The sequence below is a fragment of the Streptomyces sp. NPDC060194 genome (assembly GCF_042728285.1).
Taxonomy (GTDB): Bacteria; Actinomycetota; Actinomycetes; order Streptomycetales; family Streptomycetaceae; genus Streptomyces.
Genome location: NZ_JBHWZH010000062.1, coordinates 15,495 through 34,482, shown reverse-complemented (window position 1 = coordinate 34,482; position 18,988 = coordinate 15,495). Strand labels below are relative to the sequence as shown.

The following is an 18,988-nucleotide window of genomic DNA, read 5'->3' as shown; positions in this document are numbered from 1 at the left end:
TCCGCGCCTGCCGCGGCGCGGACGCCCGGGTCGGGCCGTCACCCAGCTCGCCTACGCGCGGCGGGGCGAGGTCACCCCCGAGATGGAGTACGTGGCCCTCCGCGAGAACGTCAGCCCCGAGGTGGTGCGCGAGGAGATCGCGGCCGGCCGCGCGGTGCTTCCCGCGAACGTGAACCACCCCGAGATCGAACCGATGATCATCGGCAAGCGGTTCCTGGTGAAGGTCAACGCCAACATCGGCAACTCCGCCGTCACCTCCTCCATCGAGGAGGAGGTGGACAAGATGACCTGGGCCACCCGGTGGGGCGCCGACACCGTCATGGACCTCTCCACCGGCCGGAACATCCACACGACCCGTGAGTGGATCCTCAGGAACGCCCCGGTGCCCATCGGCACCGTGCCGCTGTACCAGGCACTGGAGAAGGTCGACGGCCGGGCCGAGGAACTGAGCTGGGAGGTCTACAAGGACACGGTCATCGAGCAGGCCGAGCAGGGTGTCGACTACATGACCGTCCACGCCGGGGTGCGCCTCGCGTACGTGCCGCTCACCGCGCGGCGCAAGACGGGCGTCGTCTCGCGCGGCGGCTCCATCATGGCGGCCTGGTGCCTGGCCCACCACAAGGAGTCGTTCCTCTACGAGCACTTCGAGGAACTCTGCGAGATCCTCGCCTCGTACGACGTCACCTACTCCCTCGGCGACGGGCTGCGGCCCGGCTCCATCGCGGACGCCAACGACGAGGCGCAGTTCGCGGAGCTGCGCACGCTCGGCGAGCTGAACACGATCGCCAAGCGGCACCACGTGCAGACGATGATCGAGGGCCCGGGCCATGTCCCGATGCACAAGATCAAGGAGAACATCGACCTACAGCAGGAGATCTGCGAGGAGGCGCCGTTCTACACCCTCGGCCCGCTGACGACGGACGTGGCACCCGCCTACGACCACATCACGTCCGGGATCGGGGCCGCGATGATCGCCTGGTGGGGAACGGCGATGCTCTGCTACGTCACGCCGAAGGAGCACCTCGGCCTGCCGAACCGGGACGACGTGAAGACCGGGGTGATCACCTACAAGATCGCGGCCCACGCCGCGGACCTCGCCAAGGGGCATCCCGGCGCGCAGGAGTGGGACGACGCGCTGTCGGACGCGCGGTTCGAGTTCCGCTGGGAGGACCAGTTCAACCTGGCCCTCGACCCCGACACGGCACGGGAGTTCCACGACGAGACGCTGCCCGCCGAACCCGCGAAGACGGCGCACTTCTGCTCGATGTGCGGGCCGAAGTTCTGCTCGATGAAGATCTCCCAGGACATCCGGCGGGAGCACGGGGGAACCCAGGAGGAGATCGAGTCGGGAATGGCGGAGAAGTCCAGGGAATTCGCCGCCGCCGGGAACCGGGTGTATCTGCCGATCGCCGACTGATGTTTCACGTGAAACACCGTCCGGATGTTTCACGTGAAACATGACCTGAGGTGGGAGGAGCGCCGCGCCGAACCCGGCGCGGCGTCTCCCGCCGGTCGTCATTCCGGTTTCGTCTCCGGTCCGCCGAAGTCGGGACTGGAGTAGTCCGGGCTGGAGAAGGACGGGCGGTGCCCCGCCGACTGCCCGCCGTCCGGGCTGGAGAAGCCCGGGCTGTGGTAGCCGAGGTGCGGGATGCGGCCTACTGGCCCCGAGCCGTGTTCGGGGCCAGTAGGCGAGGACTCGGGCGCGGCGAGCGCCTCGCGGAGGAAGGGCAGGATCCCGCGCTGGAGCAGGGCCTCGCGCCAGGCGTCGCGTGCCCGGTCGAGTTCCTCGGAGCGAACGCCGTACTCGTCCGCGCCGAGCGAGGTGGAGGCGTTGCGCAGAGCGGTGAGCAGCAGCCCGACGCCGGCCACCAGGATGGCCACGGCGGTGACGGCTCCGAAGATCCAGCCGGCGGTGAGCATGGTGTCGGCGAGACCGGGCTCGGGCGTCAGCAGCTTCAGGGCGTAGCCCACCAGGAGGAAGATCGCCGCCGCGGCTCCGGCGAGCACCGGGGTGAGGACCGCGACGACGGCGGCAAGGCCGGCCCCCGAGCCGGCGGCCACCTCGCCGGCCGCGGCGACGGTCTGGAGCGAGGCGGTGAGACCGCCCTCGGACGCGCGCTGCTCCCGCCCGGCCGCCGTGTCCCGCAGGTCCGCACGGACCTGCACGAAGTGCCCGTACTCACCGGCCACCGGCGCCATGATCAGGGCGGTGGCGTTGAGCGCCAGGGTGCGGAGCTGTTCGGGATTGAGCCGGTTCCCGAGACCCTCGAAATCCGGATGACCCGATGCCGTGCGCAATGCCTCGTCCAGGGTCCGCTCGAATTCCTGACGGTCCTCGTTGAGCAGATGCGGAGCGCTGTTCATGGACATCCCCCGATGCTCCGTGGGGCCGCTGGATTGCGCCGTCATGCAGGGCGGTGGGGCGGGAACGACGGAGAGCCCGCTACGGACAGGCCCAGGGTAGAGGGATTCCGGCACCCGGTGACAGAGGGTTTACGGATTTGGCCGAGCCGACAGGGCATTGTCCCGGCGGCCGCAGCGTAGGAGTACCTGGCGACCGCCGGGCCGGTCGTCACCCTCGGTCACACCCGGGCCGGGAGTGGCAACTGGACGACGAGCAGCTTGCCCGCCATGGTGACCCCGCCGTCCATGGCGATCGCGAGCCCGTCCGCGTACACGTGCGGACCTTCGACCTCCGCGCGCCGCGGCCCGTCGCCGTCCTCGGAACCCACCTCACCCAGCAGGTACGGGATGGGGCTGTGGCCGTGGACGACCCGGGTGCCGCCGAAGGTGTCGAGGAGTTCGCGGGCCGCGCCGGCACCGCCCTCGTCGCGGAAGGCGAAGCGCTTGGTGAGCTTGCGGAAGAGGTCCCAGCACTCGTCGGCGTCACCGCGGGTGAGCACCTCGTGGATGCCGTCGTTGACGTCGGTCACGGAGGAGCCGTAGTCGAGGTAGGCCGTGGTGTCGGAGTGGAGCAGCAGATGGCCGTCCTCCTCGACGACGGCGTCGAGGCGGGACATCCACTGGAGGTGGTGGTCCTCCAGGCGGTCCATGTCGCTCTTCTGGCCGCCGTTCAGGAGCCAGGCCGCCTGGAACGTGGCCGTGCCGGCACCGGAGTTGACGGGGGTGTCGGCGAAGCGCTTGGCGCCGATGAGGAGCAGTTCGTGGTTGCCCATCAGCGCCTTGCAGTAGCCGCCGGCCGCGGCGGCCTCGGCGGAGAGCCGCATGACGAGGTCGATGACGCCGATGCCGTCGGGGCCGCGGTCGGTGAAGTCGCCGAGGAACCAGAGCCGGGCCGTCCCGCCGCACCAGCGGCCTTCGCCGTCGACCAGGCCCTGGGTGTGCAGCGCGTCGAGGAGCTCGTCGAGGTAGCCGTGGACGTCGCCGACGACGAAGAGCGGACCGCGGCCGCCGCCCGCCTCGCCGTAGCCGTTCGGCAGGTCGCGGGCGCCCTCCCGCTGGGCGTCGTCGCGGCTGATGACCGGGAGGTCGCGCTGGGTGGGGGTGTAGCCCTCGGGGTACTCCCCGCCGTAGCGGTCGTCCGGGTAGGCCGCGACGGGGTGGCCCGTGGGTTCGGGGTGGAAGGCCGGGGCGGCGGAGTCGTACTCCGGGCCGGTCTCGTGCACGTACGGCGGTACGCGGAAGTCGCGGTGCGCTTCCGTACGCATCGCGGGTCCTTGACCGGCCCCCTGAGTCATCGACCCCTCCACCACCGTCGCGCGCCGCCGTGCACCGAATGCCTCCGGCCTGGTCCACGGCCGTCCCCGGTGTCGTGCGCCCATCATAGGAATGCGGATCGCTGCGTGTGATGCACCAGGGGTGGTCAATCGGGGCGGACCCGCGGCCGGCCGGGGACGACACGCGGCTTTTCCACGGGTTTTGCCAAGATTCTCCGCCGGGGACGCGCCGGTCAGGACGGCGCGCGCGGCGGACTGACGGTCGTGCGGTGGGTGCGGCGCTGGGACGAGGTGCGAACGATCAGCTCGGTCGGTATCACCTGTTCCACCGGGCCGTCTCCGACGACGCCCTCGATCGCGTCGATGAGGAGCTGGACGACGGCCGTGCCGATCCGGCGCGGCTTGAGGGAGAGCGTCGTGACGGGCGGTTCGGTGCTCGCGTAGACGACGGACTCGCTGCAGCAGACCAGCAGCAGGTCGTCGGGGACCCGCAGTCCGTAGCGGCGGGCGGCGGCGAGCAGGTCGGTGCCGTTGGGGTCGAACAGCCCGTAGACCGCGTCGGGCCGGTCGGGGCGGGCGAGGAGGCGGTCGGCGGCGACGGCGCCGGCGCACGGGTCGTGGGCCGGGTAGGCCTCGTACACCGGATCCTGGCCCACGCGACCGCACCAGCTGAGGTAGGCCTCGGTGGAGAGCCGGGTGTAGGTGTCGGTCGAGGTGCCGGTGAGCAGCCCGATCCGGCGGGCGCCGGAGTCGGCCAGGTGGTCGAGGATGTCGAGCACGGCCGCCTCGTGGTCGTTGTCGACCCAGGCGGTGACCGGCAGGGTGCCCGCCGGCCGGCCGTCGGAGACGACGGGCAGTCCCTGCTGGGCGAGCTCGAGGACGACCGGGTCCTGGTCAGACGGGTCGACGACGACGGTTCCGTCGAGGGCGACGTTCGACCAGACGTCCACGGGGCTCAGCCGCGACGTGGCGGGCAGGATGACGAGGGCGTAGCCGCGGGCCAGCGCGGCGGAGGTGGCGGCTCTGGCCATCTCCGCGAAGTACGCGAACTCGGTGAAGGTGAACGGTTCGTCCCCGTAGGTCGTCACCGTCAGGCCGATGAGGCCCGACTTCCCGGTACGGAGCGTGCGGGCCGCGGCGGACGGGCGGTAGCCGAGCCGGTCGGCGACCTCGCGGACGTGGGTGCGGGTGGCGTCGGGGAGTCGTCCCTTGCCGTTGAGCGCGTCGGAGACGGTCGTGATGGAGACACCGGCCGCTGCGGCGACGTCCCTGATCCCCGCCCGCCCCGGCCGGTTTCCCCGGCGCGTGGTCTCCGCCCGGCTCACCTGGTGCTTCCCTGCTGCTGTCATGGCGAGCCGATAGTAGGGCGCGGGGGGCCGAATGGCAGTGGTGCATATGCAGAGGTGCGCCGGTACGTTTCTGCAAGATCCATAATTTCATCCGCCTTCGTTTGAGAGGCAGTTGACGGTGTCCGGTCGCAAGGGACAGCGCGCGGCGGTCCGCAGCCCAGGCAGGCCTCCTTCTTGGGGTGAGCCCGCAACTCACCTGCACGGGTGACGCGCGCCACGGGGTGAGCCAGGGGCGCGCGTCATATATGCCTTCACCACCCCCCTTCGCGTACGCCCTTCTCCCGGACCGTTCGCAGCGGACGCGAATCCTCATAGGGTGAGGAGTATTCGATCCTGGGAAGGGACACGGCAGTGAGCGAGAAGAGCCCCCGTCTGCGCGGCGCGCTGGACGGCATCCCGACGTACAAGCCCGGAAGGCCGGCCGCGGCGGCCGAGGGCGGGGCGCCGGCCTACAAGCTGTCCTCCAACGAGAACCCGTACCCGCCGCTTCCCGGCGTGATGGAGAGCGCCGTCGCGGCGGCCGGCTCGTTCAACCGCTACCCGGACATGGCGTGTTCGGCGCTGACGGCGGAGCTGGCGGAGCACTTCGGGGTGCCGCAGTCGCACCTGGCGACCGGTACGGGGTCGGTCGGGGTGGCGCAGTCCCTGGTCCAGGCGACGTCGGGGCCGGGCGACGAGGTGATCTACGCCTGGCGGTCGTTCGAGGCCTATCCGATCATCACGCAGATCAGCGGGGCGACCTCCGTCCGGGTGCCGCTCACGGACGGCGACGTGCACGACCTGGACGCGATGGCCGACGCGATCACCGACCGCACCCGGCTGATCTTCGTGTGCAACCCCAACAACCCCACCGGGACCGTGGTGCGCCGGGCCGAGCTGGAACGTTTCCTCGACCGGGTGCCCGCCGACGTGCTCGTGGTGCTCGACGAGGCGTACCGGGAGTTCATCCGCGACGCCGACGTCCCGGACGGCATCGAGCTCTACCGGGACCGGCCGAACGTCTGCGTGCTGCGCACCTTCTCCAAGGCGTACGGGCTGGCCGGGCTGCGGGTGGGCTTCGCGGTGGCGCACGAGCCGGTCGCCGCGGCGCTGCGCAAGACGGCCGTGCCGTTCGGGGTGAGCCAGCTCGCGCAGGACGCGGCCGTGGCCTCCCTGCGCGCGGAGGACGCCCTTCTGGAGCGGGTCGAGGCGCTGGTGGTCGAACGGGGCCGGGTCGTCGAGGCGCTGCGCGGCCAGGGCTGGACGGTGCCGGAGACGCAGGCGAACTTCGTGTGGCTGCGGCTGGGGGAGCGGACGCTCGACTTCGCCGCGGCCTGCGAGCGGGCCGGGGTCGTGGTCCGGCCCTTCGCCGGCGAGGGGATGCGGGCGACCATCGGCGAGGTCGCCGGCAACGACCTCTTCCTGCAGGCGGCGGAGGCGTACCGCAAGGAGCTCTGACGTCGGCGGTTCCGACGAGGTCCCGGCGGACGCGTGACCGCCGGGACCTCGGCGTCCCCGGCGGACGCGTGCCGGGACCTCGGCGTTCCAGGCCGGGCGAAGGCTACCGGCGGAGTGTGGCGGGACTAACGGCCCCCCCGTTACCGAGCTCGTATACCCGTACGACATAATGCTTGTGAATGTGAACGCGTTCACAAGCGTGTCCCGGTTGCTCCGGATATCGGCGGTGCTGCGGGGACGACGCCGCTGCGGTGACCACGGCGACCTAAGGAGAACGACGACGTGGACCTAGCTCTGGCACCAGAGACCCTGGCGCGATGGCAGTTCGGCATCACCACCGTCTACCACTTCCTGTTCGTCCCACTGACGATCTCCCTCGCCGCGCTCGTCGCCGGCCTGGAGACCGCCTGGGTGCGGACGGGCAAGGAGAAGTACCTCAAGGCGACGAAGTTCTGGGGAAAGCTCTTCCTCATCAACATCGCCATGGGCGTCGCCACCGGCATCGTGCAGGAGTTCCAGTTCGGCATGAACTGGTCGGACTACTCGCGCTTCGTCGGCGACGTCTTCGGCGCCCCGCTCGCCTTCGAGGCACTCATCGCCTTCTTCTTCGAGTCCACCTTCATCGGCCTGTGGATCTTCGGCTGGGACAAGCTGCCCAAGAAGCTGCACTGCGCGACGATGTGGATGGTCTCCCTGGGCACGATCCTCTCCTCGTACTTCATCCTGGCCGCGAACTCCTGGATGCAGCACCCCGTGGGCTACCGGATCAACAAGGAGTCCGGCCGCGCCGAGCTGACCGACATCTGGAAGGTGCTGACGCAGGACACCACCCTGGTCGTCGTCGGGCACACGCTCACCGCGGCCTTCCTGACCGGCGGCGCGTTCATGGTCGGCATCGCCGCCTGGCACCTGCGCAAGAAGCAGCACATCCCGGTGATGCGGACCTCGCTCCGGCTCGGCCTGGTGGTGCTGCTGATCTCGGGCGCGCTCACCGCGCTCAGCGGGGACCAGCTCGCCAAGGTGATGTTCAAGCAGCAGCCGATGAAGATGGCCGCCGCGGAGGCGCTCTGGGAGACCGAGTGCCCGGCCCCCTTCTCCCTGTTCGCCGTCGGCGACGTGGACAAGGGGCACAACAAGGTCGCCGTCGAGATCCCCGCCATCCTCTCCTTCCTCGCCGACAGCAACCTCAAGGAGTGCGTCCCCGGCATCAACGACGTGAACGCGGCCGAGCAGGAGAAGTACGGACCGGGCGACTACCGGCCGAACATCCCCACCGCCTACTGGGGCTTCCGCTGGATGATCGGCTTCGGCATGGCGTCGGTCACCCTGGGCGCCGCCGGCCTCTACCTCACCCGCCGCAGGCTCTGGCTCGCACCAGAGCTGCGGACGAGCGAGGACGAGGTGCCCCGTCTCGCGCTGACGAAGAAGACCGAACTCGGACCGGGGATCGGCCGCTGGTACTGGACCCTGTCCGTCTGGACGCTCGGCTTCCCGCTGATCGCCAACTCCTGGGGCTGGATCTTCACCGAGACGGGCCGCCAACCCTGGGCCGTCTACGGCCTCATCCGCACCGAGGACTCCGTCTCGCCGTCGGTCTCCCAGGGCGAGATGCTCACCAGCCTCGTCGTCCTGACGAGCCTCTACGCGATCCTCGCCGTCGTCGAGATCAAGCTGCTGCTCAAGTACGCCAAGGCGGGACCGCCCGAACTCACCGAGGACGACCTCGACCCGCCCAAGAAGATCGGCGGGGACGACGACCACGACCCCGACCGGCCGATGGCCTTCTCCTACTGACGGGCTAGGGAGCGCACTGTGGAACTACACGACGTCTGGTTCGTGCTCATCGCCGTCCTGTGGATCGGCTTCTTCTTCCTGGAGGGCTTCGACTTCGGGGTCGGCATCCTCACCAAGGTCCTGGCCCGCGACCGCAAGGAGCGCCGCGTCCTCATCAACACCATCGGCCCGGTCTGGGACGGCAACGAGGTCTGGCTGCTCACCGCGGGCGGGGCGACCTTCGCCGCCTTCCCCGAGTGGTACGCCACCCTCTTCTCCGGGTTCTATCTGCCCCTGCTCCTGGTGCTGGTGGCCCTGATCGTGCGGGTGGTCGCCTTCGAGTACCGGGCCAAGCGTGACGACGAGAGCTGGCAGCGGGCCTGGGAGAACGTGATCTTCTACGCCTCCCTGCTGCTCGCGCTGCTCTTCGGCGTCGCCTTCGCCAACATGCTGCGCGGAGTGCCGCTGGACAGCGACCACGAGTACGCCGGCACCGTCCTCGACCTGCTCAACCCGTTCGCCCTGCTCGGCGGGGTGTTCACCGTGGTGCTCTTCACCTTCCACGGGGCGGTGTTCACCGCCCTCAAGACGGTGGGCGACATCCGGGGCCGGGCCCGGCAGCTCGCCGGGCGGCTGGGCGCGGTCCTCGTCCTGATCGCGGCCCTCTACCTCGGCTGGGGCCAGCTCTCCTACGGCGGCGGCAGCAGCGCCGTCGCTCTGCTGGTCGCCCTGGCCGCCCTCGTCGCCGCCGTCGTGCTGAACGGACGGGGGCGGGAGGGGTGGGCGTTCGCCCTCTCCGGCGTCGTGGTCGCCGCGTCCTTCGCGATGCTGTTCCTGGCGATGTTCCCGAACGTCATGCCGTCGTCGCTGGACAGCGCGTGGAGCCTGACGGTGACCAACGCCGCCTCCAGCCCGTACACCCTGAAGATCATGACGTGGTGCGCGGCGATCGCGACCCCCGTCGTCCTGCTCTACCAGGGCTGGACCTACTGGGTGTTCCGCAAGCGGATCGGCACCCAGCACATCGCCGACGCGCACTGACCCGGTCCGGACCCCGCCGACCCCGTTGGGGGATGTTTCACGTGAAACCGATCGACCCGCGACTCCTGAGGTACGCCCGCGCCACCCGGCTCTTCCTGGCGGCCGTGGTCGGGCTCGGTCTGACCGGCGCCCTCCTGGTCATCGCCCAGGCGATGCTCATCGCCGAGGTGGTGGTGGGCGGGTTCCAGCGAGGTGAGGGGATCGCCGACCTGCGCACCCCGCTGCTGCTGCTCGTCGCGGTCGCGGTGGGGCGCGCGGCGGTCGCCTGGCTGACGGAGCTGGCCGCGCACCGGGCCGGCGCGGCGGTGAAGTCGGAGCTGCGAGGGCGGCTCCTCGCCCGGGCGGGAGAGCTCGGGCCGGGGTGGCTGGGCGGACAGCGCACCGGGTCGCTGGTGACCCTCGCCACCCGGGGTGTCGACGCGCTCGACGACTACTTCGCCCGCTACCTGCCGCAACTGGGACTCGCGGTGGTGGTGCCGGTGGCGGTGCTCGCCCGGATCGTCACCGAGGACTGGATCTCGGCGCTCACCATCGTGATCACCCTGCCGCTGATCCCGGTCTTCATGATGCTGATCGGCTGGGCGACGCAGGCCCGGATGGACCGGCAGTGGCGGCTGCTCTCCCGGCTCTCCGGTCACTTCCTGGACGTGGTGGCGGGGCTGCCGACCCTGAAGGTCTTCGGCCGGGCGAAGGCGCAGGCCGAGTCGATCCGCCGGATCACCGACGAGTACCGGCAGGCGACCCTGCGGACGCTGCGCATCGCCTTCCTGTCGTCCTTCGCCCTGGAACTGCTCGCCACGATCTCGGTCGCGCTGGTCGCGGTCGGCATCGGCATGCGGCTGGTCCACGGCGACCTCGACCTCTTCACGGGGCTCGTGATCCTGATCCTCGCCCCCGAGGCCTATCTGCCCCTGCGTCAGGTGGGGGCCCAGTACCACGCCGCCGCGGAGGGACTGGCCGCCGCGGAGGAGGTCTTCGCCGTCCTGGAGACCCCGGTGCGGCGCGGCGGCACGGCGCCGGTGCCCACCGGGGCCTCGATCGTCGTCGACGACGTGGTCCTAAGGCACCCCGGTCGCACGCACCCGTCGCTGGAGTCGGGTTCCTTCGCGATCGGCGCGGGGGAGACGGTCGCGGTCGTCGGCCCCAGCGGGGCGGGTAAGTCGACGCTCCTGCAGGTGATCCTCGGGTTCACCGAACCGGCCTCCGGTCGCGTGACGGTCGGTGGGACGGAGCTGTCGGAGCTCGACCTCGACCGCTGGCGGGAGCGGGTGGCCTGGGTGCCGCAGCGCCCGCACCTCTTTGCCGGCACGGTCGCCGACAACGTGCGCTTGGCCCGGCCCGACGCGGACGATCCTGCGGTGTGGGCGGCGCTGCGTGAGGCGGGGGCGGCGGACTTCGTCCGCGACCTGCCCGGCCGACTGGACTTCGCCCTGGGCGAGGACGGTTCAGGGCTCTCGGCGGGGCAGCGGCAGCGCCTCGCGCTGGCCCGGGCCTTCTTGGCCGACCGTCCGGTGGTCCTCCTGGACGAGCCGACGGCGGCCCTCGACGGCGAGACCGAGGCGGGCATCGTGGCCGCGGTCCGCCGGCTGGCGGCGGGGCGCACGGTCGTCCTCGTCGTGCACCGGCCGGCGCTGCTCGCGGTGGCGGACCGGGTGGTGAGGCTCGGTGGGACCGCTCAGGAGGCGGGAGCCCTCCCGCGGACCGGGAGCGATGTTTCACGTGAAACATCGCTCGACGCCGGCCTGGTTTCACGTGAAACATCGGCTCCTCGCGGAGATGTTTCACGTGAAACCGAGCCCGCCGACGTCCCGTCGGCCGTGAGGGCCGCGCATCCCCTGCGTCGTGTTCGCCGGACGGCCGACGAGCAGCGCGGACGGATGGCGTGGGGGTTGCTCCTCGGCAGTCTCGCGCTCGCCTGCGGCGTCGGGCTGATGGGCGTCTCCGGCTGGCTGATCTCGCGGGCCTCCGAACAACCGCCGGTGCTCTATCTGATGGTCGCGGTCACCGCGACCCGCGCGTTCGGGATCGGCCGCGCGGTGTTCCGCTACGCGGAGCGCCTGGTCACCCATGACGCGGTGCTGCGCCTGCTGGCCGCGACACGGGTCGCCGTCTACCGGCGGCTGGAGCGCCTCGCGCCCGCGGGCCTCGGGGAGCGGCGCCGGGGCGACCTGCTCGCCCGGCTCGTCGCCGACGTGGACGCCCTGCAGGACTACTGGCTCCGGTGGCTCCTCCCGGCGGGCGCGGCCACCGTGGTCGGTGTCGCCGCGGTCGGCGTCACCACCTGGCTGCTCCCGGCGGCCGGCGCGGTACTCGCGGCCGGTCTGCTGCTCGCGGGGATCGCCGTGCCGGCGCTCGGCGGGGCGGTCGCCCGCCGGGCCGAGGAGCGGCTCGCGCCCGCCCGCGGGGTGCTGGCGACTCGGGTGGCCGACCTGCTCACGGGCACGGCCGAGCTGACGGTCGCCGGCGTGCTGCCGCGGCGCACGGCGGCGGTGCGGGAGGCCGACAAGGTGCTCACCGCGATCGCCCGTCGGGGCGCGGCCGCGACCGCGCTCGGAGCGGGACTGACGGCCCTGGTCACCGGACTGACCGTGGCGGGAGCCGCGGCGGTCGGGGTCCAGGGGGTCGTGGACGGCCGACTGGACGGGGTCGTGCTCGCCGTGGTGGTGCTGCTGCCGCTCGCCGCGTTCGAGACGGTCGCCGGGATGCCGCTCGCGGTGCAGTTCCGCCAGCGGGCCCGCCGCAGCGCCGAGCGGGTCTTCGACGTACTGGACTCCCCCGAGCCCGTCCACGAGCCGGCCGAAGCGGTGCCCGCCCCGGAGTCGCCGTTCCCGCTGCGGCTGCGCGGGATCACCGCCCGCCACCCGGGCCAGGAGCGGCCCGCGCTCGACGGGGTCGATATGGAACTCACGGCCGGGAAGCGGATCGCGGTGGTCGGAGCCTCCGGATCGGGCAAGACGACACTCGCCCAGGTGCTGCTGCGCTTCCTGGATCCGGAGCGGGGCACGTACGCGCTCGGCGAGGTCGACGCCCAGGCGATGGGGAGCGACGACGTGCGGCGTGCGGTCGGACTGTGCGCCCAGGACGCGCACGTCTTCGACAGTTCGGTCCGGGAGAACCTGCGGCTCGCGCGGCCCGGTGCGAGCGAGGACGAGCTGCGCCGGGCGCTGGCCGGGGCGCGGCTCCTGGAGTGGACCGACGGGCTGCCCGACGGGCTCGACACCCTGGTGGGCGAGCACGGGGCGCGGATCTCCGGAGGCCAGCGGCAGCGGCTCGCGCTGGCCCGGGCGCTGCTCGCGGACTTCCCCGTCCTGGTGCTCGACGAGCCGGCCGAGCACCTCGACCTGCCCACGGCGGACGCGCTCACCGCGGACCTCCTGGCGGCCACCGAGGGCCGCACGACGGTGCTGATCACGCACCGGCTGGCCGGGCTCGAGGCGCCTGGCGCGATCGACGAGGTGATCGTGCTCGACGGCGGCCGGATCGTTCAGCGCGGCGGGTTCGCGGAGCTGCGGGCGGTGGAGGGGCCGCTGCGGCGGATGCTGGACCGTGAGCGGGAGGTGGAGCCGGCGGCGGTGTGACGGTGACACGCGGGGGCGGGCTGCCTCGCGGCGCGTCCCCTGCCTCGCGGCGCGACCCTTGCTCGGCGGCACGTCCCTCGCTCCGCGGCGCGTCCCTCGCTCCGCGGCGCGTCCCTCGCTTCGCGGCGCGACTCGTGCTTCGCGGCGGATCCCGTGAGGAATCCGACTTTCCGCTCCAAGCCGGGGTGATTAGCCTCGAACCATGACTCCGCCACTGAACTCCGCCGCCATGGCCGCGCGGGCGCCGCGCCTCCTGGAGGCTGTGCTCTCGGTCGGCACCGGCCTCGAACTGCCGGCCACCCTCGACCGGATCTGCGAGACGGCGGCCTGGCTGACCGGCGCCCGGTACGCGGCGCTCGGGGTCATCGACAAGGAGCGCGGCGGACTGGCCGAGTTCGTCACCTACGGCGTCCCCCCGGCGGAGGCGGAGCGGATCGGCCGCCGCCCGGACGGCCGGTCCGGGCTGCTCGGAGCGTTGATCAAGGATCCCGGGCCGATCCTGCTCGACGACCTCACTGTCGACCCACGCGCCACGGGCCTGCCGGCCGGCCACCCGCCGATGCGGACGTTCCTCGGGGTCCCCGTCCAGGTGGAGGGTGAGGTGTTCGGCAACCTCTATCTCAGCGGCAAGGACGGCGACCCCTCGTTCACCCGGGACGACCTCAAGCTGGTGCAGATCCTGGCCGGCCAGGCGGGCGTCGCCATCGGCAACGCCCGCCTCTACGAGGCCGCCGCCCAGCGGGAACGCTGGATCGACGGATCGGTGGCCGTGACGACGGCCCTGCTCTCGGGCGAGGACGCGGACGATTCGCTGTCCGTCGTGGCCGAGCAGGCCCGGCGGCTCGCGGAGGCTGACGCGGGGATCGTCGCGCTGTTCGCGGAGGACGGCGGCCTGGAGGTGGTGGCGGTCGCCACGCCGGGCGAGGCCCCGCGCGGGCTGCTGGGTGCGGTCGTGCCGCCCGAGACCCCGGCGGCCGCACGCCTGTTCGCCGGCGAGGCCCAGTTCTTCGACGACGCGGCCCGCGAGACGCAGACCCTCGTCGAGATCGCCGCCCACTTCGGGCCCACGATGATGCTCCCGCTGAAGAGCGACGGGCACGTCCTCGGCGCGCTCGTGACCCCCCGACGGCGGGGCGGCCGACCCTTCAGCGCGGCGGAGCGCGTGCTCGCCGGCCAGTTCGCCTCGCAGGCGGCCCTCGCGCTGATCATGGCGCAGGCGCAGCGCGACCGGGAGCGGCTCGCCGTCTACGAGGACCGCGACCGGATCGCCCGCGACCTGCACGACCTGGTCGTCCAGCGGCTCTTCGCCACCGGCATGATGCTGGAGGGCGCGCAGCGGAAGTCCCATGTACCGGAGGTGCGGGACCGGGTGGGCAAGGCCGTCGACGAGCTGGACCTGACCATCCAGGAGATCCGCACAACCATCTTCGCCCTCCAGCAGGGCCCCGCCGACGCCCCGTCGTCGCTGCGGACCCGGGTGCTGCGGGAGATCAACATGGCGTCGGTGCCGCTGGGGTTCAAGCCGGGCAGCCGGTTCATCGGGCCGGTCGACGCCGCCGTCGGCGAACTGACGACGAAGAACCTGGTCGCCGCGTTGCGCGAGGCGCTGTCCAACGCCTTCCGGCACGCGCAGGCAACCCGGATCGACGTGGTCGTGGACGCCACCGCCGTCCTCGCGGACGGGCAGCGCGGGGTCAGGCTCACGGTTGCCGACGACGGCGTGGGCATCCCGGAGGGGGGCCGCCGCAGCGGGCTGCGCAACCTCCGCCGGCGGGCGGAGGCGCTGGGCGGGACCAGCGAGTTCGGGGCGGGACTCGGCGGCTCGGGGACCCGGCCGGGCACGACCGTGACCTGGGAGGCCCCACTCGGCGGGGCGTGACGGACGCGCGGGAGCCACACGGTCCGGAGAGGCCCCGGGCCCGTCTCAGACGCCCGCGAGGATCTCCTCGATGACGACCGCCACCCCGTCCTCGTTGTTCCCGACCGTGCACCCGGACGCCGCCGCGAGCGCGTCCGGGTGCGCGTTGCCCATGGCGTACGAGGCGCCGGCCCAGGTCAGCATCTCGATGTCGTTGGGCATGTCGCCGAAGGCCACGACCTCCTCCGGGCCGATGCCGCGCTGCTCGCAGCACAGGGCCAGCGTGCTCGCCTTGGACACCCCGCGCCCGCTGATCTCCAGGAGCGCGGTGGGGCTGGAGCGGGTGAACGAGGCCAGCCCCCCGGCCGCCTGGCGGGCCAGAGTGAGGAAGTCGTCGGGACGCATCTCGGGGTGGTGGGTGAGCAGCTTCAGCACGGGGGCGTCCGCGAACTCCGGGTCGAGCAGCTTCTCCGCGGCCCCGATCGAGGCCCCGGGGTCGAGGAAGAACGGCGGGTACTCCGGCTCGTAGTGGATGCCGGTGGTCAGCTCGACGGCGAACGTCGCGCCGGGCACCGCCGCCCGCAGCGTCCGGACGACCTCCAGGGCGTCGGCGCGGGGCAGGTCGCGGACGTGGATCAGCTCGCCCGAGGCGTGCAGGTCGACGACCGCCGCGCCGTTGGCGCAGATCGCGAGGCCGTGGCCGTGGACGTGCTCGCTGACCACCTCCATCCAGCGGGCCGGGCGCCCGGTCACGAAGAAGACCTCGATCCCCGCCTCCTCGGCCGCCGCCAGCGCGGCGACGGTGCGGGGGGAGACGGTCTTGTCGTCCCGCAGCAGGGTCCCGTCGAGGTCGGTGGCGATGAGCCGGGGCCTGGGACGCGGGGCCGGGGTGCGGGGCCGTTCGGTCGCTGAAGTCACCCGCCAAGTGTCGCGCATATGCCCGCACGATTGTGCGTGACTGCGCACACCTGAGTGACGAACCGGCCACCGCCTGCGACGACCTGCCGGGGCGGCGGCCGTTCCCGCGGCCGCGTAGGGTCGGAGCCATGCGACTGAGCACCGTGATCCTCCCCGTCCGCCGCTGGTCGGAAGGCGGCCGCGACCAGTGGCTGCGGGCGGAGGAGCTCGGCTTCCACGCGGCGTACACCTACGACCACCTCTCCTGGCGGTCGTTCCGCGACGGGCCGTGGTTCGGGGCCCTGCCCACCCTGACCGCGGCGGCGGCCGTGACCGACCGGCTGCGCCTGGGCACGCTGGTGACCTCGCCGAACTTCCGGCACCCCGTGACGCTCGCCAAGGAGCTGATCTCCCTGGACGACGTCTCGGGCGGGCGGGTCACACTGGGGATCGGTGCCGGCGGCACCGGCTTCGACGCGACGGCGCTCGGCCAGGAACCCTGGACGCCGCGCGAACGGGCCGACCGCTTCGGCGAGTTCGTCCCACTCCTCGACCGGCTGCTGACGGAGGACGCCGTCTCCTCGGAGGGCGACTTCTACACGGCGCACGAGGCCCGGAACATCCCCGGCTGCGTCCAGCGTCCGCGGCTGCCGTTCGCGGTGGCGGCCACCGGCCCGCGCGGCATGCGGCTCGCCGCCCGGTACGGGCAGGCGTGGGTGACGACCGGCGACCCGAAGCTGTACGAGGACGGCACTCCGGAGCAGTCGGTGGACGCCGTACGCGGACAGCTGGACCGGCTCGCCGACGCGTGTGCCGGGATCGGCCGCGACGCGGCCGAACTCGACAGGATCCTGCTCACCGGGTTCACCCCGGACCGCACCGACCCGCTGCGCTCCGTCGATGCCTTCGTCGACTTCGCCGGACGCCACGCCGCTCTGGGCATCGACGAACTCGTGATCCACTGGCCCATCCCGGACTCCGACTTCGCAGCCGACCAGGCCGTCTTCGAGAAGATCGCCGTCGAGGTCCCCGCCCAGCTCGGGTGACGCACCGCCCGCGCCGCTGAACGGACGGCCGCCCCGGTACGGCGGGCGGCGCGCGACCGAGGGCGCCCCGATGCGGGGCTCTCGTGGGTCTGGGGGTGGTCAGGGGGGCTCGGATAGAGTGCCGGTGCCGTGCCCGGCCGGGGCGGCCACAGCAGACGGGGCGGGGGGCCGGGTCCACCGGTCCGGCGTCGAGCCGCCGGGAGAAGACCATGAAGCGCATCCTGATCCGTTCCGGCAAGAGCCCGTTCCGGGTGACCTCGCACGAGGAGTTCATCCACCAGGACCTCTTCGGCACCAACTCCGGGAACCTGCTCTTCAGCGACGCAGCGCACAAGATCCTGCTGACGCCGAACACCGAGGTCACGTCGAACGGCATCAGGACCGACATGTCCGCCGAGCGGGCCCGGCAGATCAACGAGGAGTACGACGTCTTCGTCGTGCCGCTCGCCAACGCCTTCCGGCCGCAGTTCCAGGCCTCGCTGGACCGCCTCTCGACGCTGATCGAGCAGCTGACGATCCCGGTCGTCGTGCTCGGGGTGGGTGCGCAGGTCGGCGAGGACTACGACACCGAGGTCCTGCGCCCCATGGAGGAGTCGGTGCGCCGGTTCGTCCGGGCCGTGCTGAGTCGTTCCGCCACGATCGGTGTGCGCGGCGAGCTGACCGCCTCGTACCTGCGCGGACTTGGCTTCGGTGAGACGGACATCATCGGCTGCCCGTCGATGTTCCTGCACGGCGGCGCGTTCCCCGCCCCGCGCGACCCCGGCACGCTGGACGCCGACTCCCGGATCGCCATCAACCTGTCGCCGGACGCGATACCGGTCGGCGATGTGGCAGGCATCGCCCAGTACGCGCAGGAACGTTTCCCCCACCTCACCTACTACGGGCAGAACCTCGTCGACGCCGAACTGCTCTTCTGGGGGGACCTGTCCGCCGCGAGCGGCGACCACCAGCCCTTCCCCCTGCAGTTGACGCACCCGCTGTTCCGCGAGGGCAAGGTCAGGGTGCCGCTCGACCCCAAGGTGTGGCTCGAGGAGCTCGCCGGCCACGACTTCGCCTACGGCACCCGCATCCACGGCAACATCGCGGCGCTGCTCGCCGGCACGCCCGCGGTGGTGCTGGCGCACGACTCGCGGACGCTCGAACTCTGCCGCTACTTCGACCTGCCGCACCGCATGCTCAGCGAGCTGTCCGCCGACACCGACCCCGCCGACCTGTACGCGGCCGCAGACTTCTCCGGCATGCTCGACGGGCACGGGGAGCGCTTCGGCCGGTTCACGGCCTTCCTCGACAAGCACGCGCTGGAGAACACCTTCGACCACGGCGACGGCGGCACCGCCTTCGACGCCCGGCTGGCGGACCTGGACCTGCCGCCGACCCTGCGCCTGTGGGACGGGTCGGACGACGGCGCGCTCGCCTACCGCTTCAACGCGCTGCGCGCGCAGCAGGAGCGGAACCGGGCCGCGGCAGGCCGACGGCTGGACGGGCTCAACAGGAAGAACCAGGAGCTCGTGAGGAGGCTCGGCGCGGCCGAGAAGCGGCAGACCGCGCTTCAGGAGCAGCTCGCCGCCGTGCAGAAGCAGGTGGCCGCGCTGCAGAAGCAGGCCGCCGCCACGGACAAGCGCGTCTCGGGCATCGACAAGCGGGTGCTGGTGCGCATCGGTCCGGCGCTCCGGCGCCGGGCCCGCCTGCCGCGTTCCGGAGGCCGCTGACCGGCGCACGCCCCCCCCACGACTCAGCCGTGCAGGCGGTGCGTCGTGTCCGCGATGAGGTGGTCCGCGCAGGTGGTGAGGGGGTCCACGCCGGCGGTGAGGGCGGTCAGTTCGGCGTGGGCCGCGGGGTCGGTGACGGCGGTGAGCAGGGCCTCGACGCCGGTGCGGGCGGAGCGGGCGGCGGCGCGGGCGGTCTCCAGAGCGGTCGCGAGGTCGGGGAGCGCGGCGCGGTCGGTGACCGGCAGCAGCTTGCCGGCCAGCTCGACGCCGGCCTCCGCGATCATGATCACGGCCCCGCGCGCCCGGGCGTCCGCGACGGCCCCCGAACCGGCCTCGTCGTCCGCCAGCTTGAGCGCCATCTCGCGCAGACCGTCGGCCGCCGCCCGGACCCGGGCGGTGAGCCTGCGGCGCGCCTCATCCGCGCCCGCGCCCGGACCGGCGCCGTCCTGCGGGTCCTCGCGTGCCACCGAGGCCAGCAGGGCCGCCGCCTGGGCCGCGAGCAGGGCGGGGGCCGCGGCCCCCGAACCCCCGCCCGCGGGCACGCCTCCGGCCGCGAGCCGGTCCAGATATCCGCTGATCGTCTCGGTACGCATCCGGAAATCGTCCCATGCACCTCGCAGCAC

Annotated in this window: 13 protein-coding genes; 8 read left to right on the top strand and 5 right to left on the bottom strand. The window is 72.4% G+C overall.

Annotated elements, in window-relative coordinates; translation table 11 throughout:
- A partial coding sequence (gene thiC / locus ACFWEG_RS16045; protein ID WP_387214974.1) for a phosphomethylpyrimidine synthase ThiC occupies positions 1-1,417 on the top strand: 1,417 nt, incomplete at its 5' end.
- A 98-nt stretch (positions 1,418-1,515) separates the two neighbouring features.
- Here thiC and ACFWEG_RS16040 read toward each other — a convergent pair.
- The 3 genes from ACFWEG_RS16040 to ACFWEG_RS16030 form a co-directional block, all read right to left on the bottom strand.
- On the bottom strand, positions 1,516-2,370 hold the full coding sequence (locus tag ACFWEG_RS16040; RefSeq protein WP_387214971.1) for a hypothetical protein: 855 nt from the start codon (positions 2,368-2,370) through the stop codon (positions 1,516-1,518).
- Positions 2,371-2,582: 212 nt separating this feature from the next.
- On the bottom strand, positions 2,583-3,713 hold the full coding sequence (locus ACFWEG_RS16035) for a metallophosphoesterase (protein ID WP_387214968.1): 1,131 nt from the start codon (positions 3,711-3,713) through the stop codon (positions 2,583-2,585).
- A 197-nt stretch (positions 3,714-3,910) separates the two neighbouring features.
- On the bottom strand, positions 3,911-5,026 hold the full coding sequence (locus ACFWEG_RS16030) for a LacI family DNA-binding transcriptional regulator (RefSeq protein ID WP_387214965.1): 1,116 nt from the start codon (positions 5,024-5,026) through the stop codon (positions 3,911-3,913).
- A 351-nt stretch (positions 5,027-5,377) separates the two neighbouring features.
- Here ACFWEG_RS16030 and hisC point away from each other — a divergent pair, with 351 nt between their 5' ends.
- From hisC to ACFWEG_RS16005, 5 genes are all read left to right on the top strand, one after another.
- A complete protein-coding gene (hisC, locus tag ACFWEG_RS16025; RefSeq protein ID WP_387214962.1) occupies positions 5,378-6,463 on the top strand; it encodes a histidinol-phosphate transaminase in 1,086 nt (361 codons plus the stop codon).
- A 282-nt stretch (positions 6,464-6,745) separates the two neighbouring features.
- The gene (locus ACFWEG_RS16020) at positions 6,746-8,257 is read left to right on the top strand and encodes a cytochrome ubiquinol oxidase subunit I (protein WP_387214959.1); all 1,512 of its coding nucleotides are present in this window, start codon (positions 6,746-6,748) and stop codon (positions 8,255-8,257) included.
- Positions 8,258-8,275: 18 nt separating this feature from the next.
- Positions 8,276-9,277: a cytochrome d ubiquinol oxidase subunit II gene (gene cydB / locus ACFWEG_RS16015; protein WP_387214956.1), complete on the top strand. Its 1,002-nt coding sequence runs from the start codon at positions 8,276-8,278 to the stop codon at positions 9,275-9,277.
- Positions 9,278-9,318: 41 nt separating this feature from the next.
- The gene (gene cydD / locus ACFWEG_RS16010; protein WP_387214953.1) at positions 9,319-12,855 is read left to right on the top strand and encodes a thiol reductant ABC exporter subunit CydD; all 3,537 of its coding nucleotides are present in this window, start codon (positions 9,319-9,321) and stop codon (positions 12,853-12,855) included.
- Positions 12,856-13,057: 202 nt separating this feature from the next.
- Positions 13,058-14,734 (top strand): GAF domain-containing protein, encoded by a 1,677-nt coding sequence (locus ACFWEG_RS16005; RefSeq protein ID WP_387214950.1) that lies wholly within the window; start codon positions 13,058-13,060, stop codon positions 14,732-14,734.
- A 45-nt stretch (positions 14,735-14,779) separates the two neighbouring features.
- Here the strand turns inward: ACFWEG_RS16005 and ACFWEG_RS16000 are convergent, their stop codons facing one another.
- Positions 14,780-15,649, bottom strand: a complete 870-nt coding sequence (locus ACFWEG_RS16000; protein WP_387214948.1) for a Cof-type HAD-IIB family hydrolase — start codon at positions 15,647-15,649, stop codon at positions 14,780-14,782.
- 110 nt (positions 15,650-15,759) lie between these two features.
- Here ACFWEG_RS16000 and ACFWEG_RS15995 point away from each other — a divergent pair, with 110 nt between their 5' ends.
- Positions 15,760-16,656, top strand: a complete 897-nt coding sequence (locus ACFWEG_RS15995; RefSeq protein WP_387214945.1) for an LLM class flavin-dependent oxidoreductase — start codon at positions 15,760-15,762, stop codon at positions 16,654-16,656.
- A 209-nt stretch (positions 16,657-16,865) separates the two neighbouring features.
- Positions 16,866-18,365, top strand: a complete 1,500-nt coding sequence (locus ACFWEG_RS15990) for a polysaccharide pyruvyl transferase family protein (protein WP_387214942.1) — start codon at positions 16,866-16,868, stop codon at positions 18,363-18,365.
- A 23-nt stretch (positions 18,366-18,388) separates the two neighbouring features.
- On the opposite strand, the gene ACFWEG_RS15985 is transcribed toward ACFWEG_RS15990, so the two are convergent.
- The gene (locus ACFWEG_RS15985; protein WP_387214940.1) at positions 18,389-18,958 is read right to left on the bottom strand and encodes a formimidoyltetrahydrofolate cyclodeaminase; all 570 of its coding nucleotides are present in this window, start codon (positions 18,956-18,958) and stop codon (positions 18,389-18,391) included.
- Between the last annotated feature and the right edge of the window lie 30 nt (positions 18,959-18,988).